The sequence below is a fragment of the Caballeronia udeis genome (assembly GCF_001544555.2).
GTDB lineage: Bacteria > Pseudomonadota > Gammaproteobacteria > Burkholderiales > Burkholderiaceae > Caballeronia > Caballeronia udeis.
Window position 1 is genome coordinate 1 of sequence record NZ_FCOK02000171.1, and the last position, 2,545, is coordinate 2,545.

Genomic DNA, 2,545 nt, shown 5'->3' on the forward strand with positions numbered 1-2,545 from the left:
GGAGGGGATGGCACGCGCCGGGGCAAGTCCGCGGGACGCGGCGCAGTCCCAAGAGCGGGGGTGCATGTTCACCGGGACGCGAGGTCGTCAGCTTGCGTGACGGGCGCAGCCTGGCGCGCAAGGTGCCGCGTCACGGCTGGATGGCTGCGGCGGTACCAGAAACGACAACGCCGGCACTCGGCCGGCGTCGGTGGATATTAGCGCGAGCGTGCGGTTACTGAGTCGTCGCCGGAACTGGATAGGTAACGTGGATTTTTCCGTCCAGCGTGAGCGTGAACTCACCCGGGCCCGCGTAACCTGCGGGCTTCGTCGGCTCGTATATGTAAATCGCGCCGGGTTTCATGTTTCGTTGCGCCTGGGTTTGTGGTGGCTGCGTCTGAGCACAGGCGGAAAGCACGATAACAGCGGCAATCAGGGCGACACGGTATGCGGTGGCAAGCATATTTTTCTCTCTTCGTTGGCGGCCACGCAAGCATGGCCGCATGCTGTTTAAACGTCGATCGTCAACAGAACGGTCCGAACATTCGTGCCAGATTCTAAAAACGTTCCCTCCGGCAGTTCTTCCCACGTACCGCCTCGAGCTTCAACGAGCGGCAAAAGCTTTTCGTTCTGTCGTGGGCCATTCGCACAGATCGCAACCAGACGCGCGCGCGGTTTCATAAAGTCCAGTGCATGTGAAATATGCGCGATATCCTGACCATTGGCGAATGGCGGATTGATGATGATTCGGTCGAACAGGCCCAGCTCGTCGCCGCACGCCAGAAAGTCGGCGCATACGACCTTTATATCGTCGTGTGACGCTGCGAGCGTCCGAGAAAGCGCGTGATTTATCTCGACGGCAGTAACGGTGATGGTGGTACGGTCGACCGCTTCGAAAATCGCGTTGATGATCCGGCCGGTTCCCGCGCTGAACTCGCCGACCGAATCCCCCTCCTCGATCCCCGCCTCTTCCACCATACGCGCCGCTACGGCGCACGGTGTGGGGAACAGCTGCGGCGCGCTGACTACCTGCACGCCGGCGCGCAGCAATTCGCGCAAGCGGTCGAAGTCCTCTCCCTGTTCCCGTGTCTCGACCGGGGCCGCCGGCTCGGCCGTGCGAGTTTCAACGCATGCCGGCTCGCGCTGGCTCTCGATCCTGACCGCCTCGGGCGTGTTGCTTGCCACTGCGGGCGGGTCGACACGCTTCTGGTCCGTGATGTACACCTGCGCCAACCGGTAGCCGTCTCCCGCGACCAACGCGCGACGAATGCGGTGCGCGCCGTGCTTGTCGTCGGCGGCGATCTTCCGGACACTCTTGTAGTCGTCCGGGCGGTTCTTCCACTGCGCGGCGGTCATCTCGAGAAAGCCCTCGCCCGGGTAGTTCGCGAGCGGCAGCAGTTTTTTTGTGGCCTTCACGGCTGCCGCGTCTGTGGCTTCGGGTTCGCGGTACCCCTTCACCTCCTCGATTCCATATTTCCACTCATTGCGCCAATGAACGACGGCGGGCGCGCTCGTTGTAACGCTATTGATGCGCCCGCTTGCACGGTTGACCCGGATCACGACCAGCCATTCGCCACCGACCAGCACGCGCCCGCCTGGCTTGATGTCGTGGTGGTCTGACGCAATGCCCCCGTTTTCGTCCAGCATCGCGCGCTCATATGCAAGCCGGTTTTCCAGGTGCATGATCCAGCGCTGACGCCAGGCTATGGTCTGCGTATGCACCGATATGCAACGTTCGCGCGCCTGCTCGACAGTCATTTTGTCGTCGTCCAGCATCGAATAGACCGACGTGCCCCAGGTCTTTCCTTCCTCGTAGATGGATACGTGGTCAAACGCTGCGATCTGCTTCGCCTGTTCCAGCGTGAGGCCTTCGGTCTGCCACTTCGTGAGGTTCTGGCTTGCCTCGTTGCTCTCGCGCTGATGCTTGCGGAGGTCTGCCTCCAGTGTCTTGATGCGACGGTGACGCACGTCTGGCTTTTGCTTGTATTCCGCGTGGCGACGCGCCCCGGTTGCGCGACGCGTCCAGTATTCGGAGGTTTCCCAAAGATTGACGGCGCGACGCATGCCGTTTTCGATGCGCTCAGCGTCACGGCGGGCGTGGCGCTCGCTGTGATGGCCAACGAGGATAGGCTGTCCGAGCGGGATATGATCGGCGATAGCGGCGACGGCTTCGCGCGCCGTGTGCGCTTCGCTCGCTCGCTTTTCGCTGTAGTCCTCGAACCGGTCCGCCCTGTCTTCTGCCCGATCAACTAGCGTGGTGTCCTCGTCGCCAACCTCGCCGCAAAGTTCAAGCAATAGATCCTCACGCGACGGCGACCACGCCGGAGCTACGAAAAGATCCTGTTTCGGCGCAAAACGGAAACCTGCTTCGTGAACGCGCTTGTACAGGCCTTCGTCCAGACGGGAAGTCGAGTAGAGGCGCAGCTTGTTGTCTTCGGGCGAATAGGTGGCGCTGAGATTTTGCATCTAAAGTTCTCCTTACGGGTTGAGCTGACCGGGCCCCTAGATTCCGAAGTCCCGGCGTGAAAGATGTTTCTGCTGAGTCGGCGGCGTCTCTCGCCGTTGC

The 2,545-nt window shown here is 61.7% G+C and carries 3 protein-coding genes; 1 reads left to right on the plus strand and 2 read right to left on the minus strand.

Translation table 11 applies throughout. From position 1 onward, the window contains the following. Positions 1–221, plus strand: a 221-nt coding sequence (locus AWB69_RS50200; protein WP_231937461.1) for a hypothetical protein, incomplete at its 5' end; no start/stop codon positions are given. On the opposite strand, the gene AWB69_RS44930 is transcribed toward AWB69_RS50200, so the two are convergent. Then, entirely contained in the window at positions 215–442 is a 228-nt protein-coding gene (locus AWB69_RS44930) for a hypothetical protein (RefSeq protein ID WP_062093191.1), read from the minus strand. The genes AWB69_RS50200 and AWB69_RS44930 overlap by 7 nt on opposite strands. Positions 443–489: 47 nt before the next feature. Beyond that, positions 490–2,445 carry a DUF3560 domain-containing protein gene (locus tag AWB69_RS44935; protein WP_062093192.1) on the minus strand — a complete coding sequence of 652 codons (1,956 nt, stop codon included), beginning with the start codon at positions 2,443–2,445 and terminating at the stop codon, positions 490–492. Positions 2,446–2,545 lie beyond the last annotated feature (100 nt).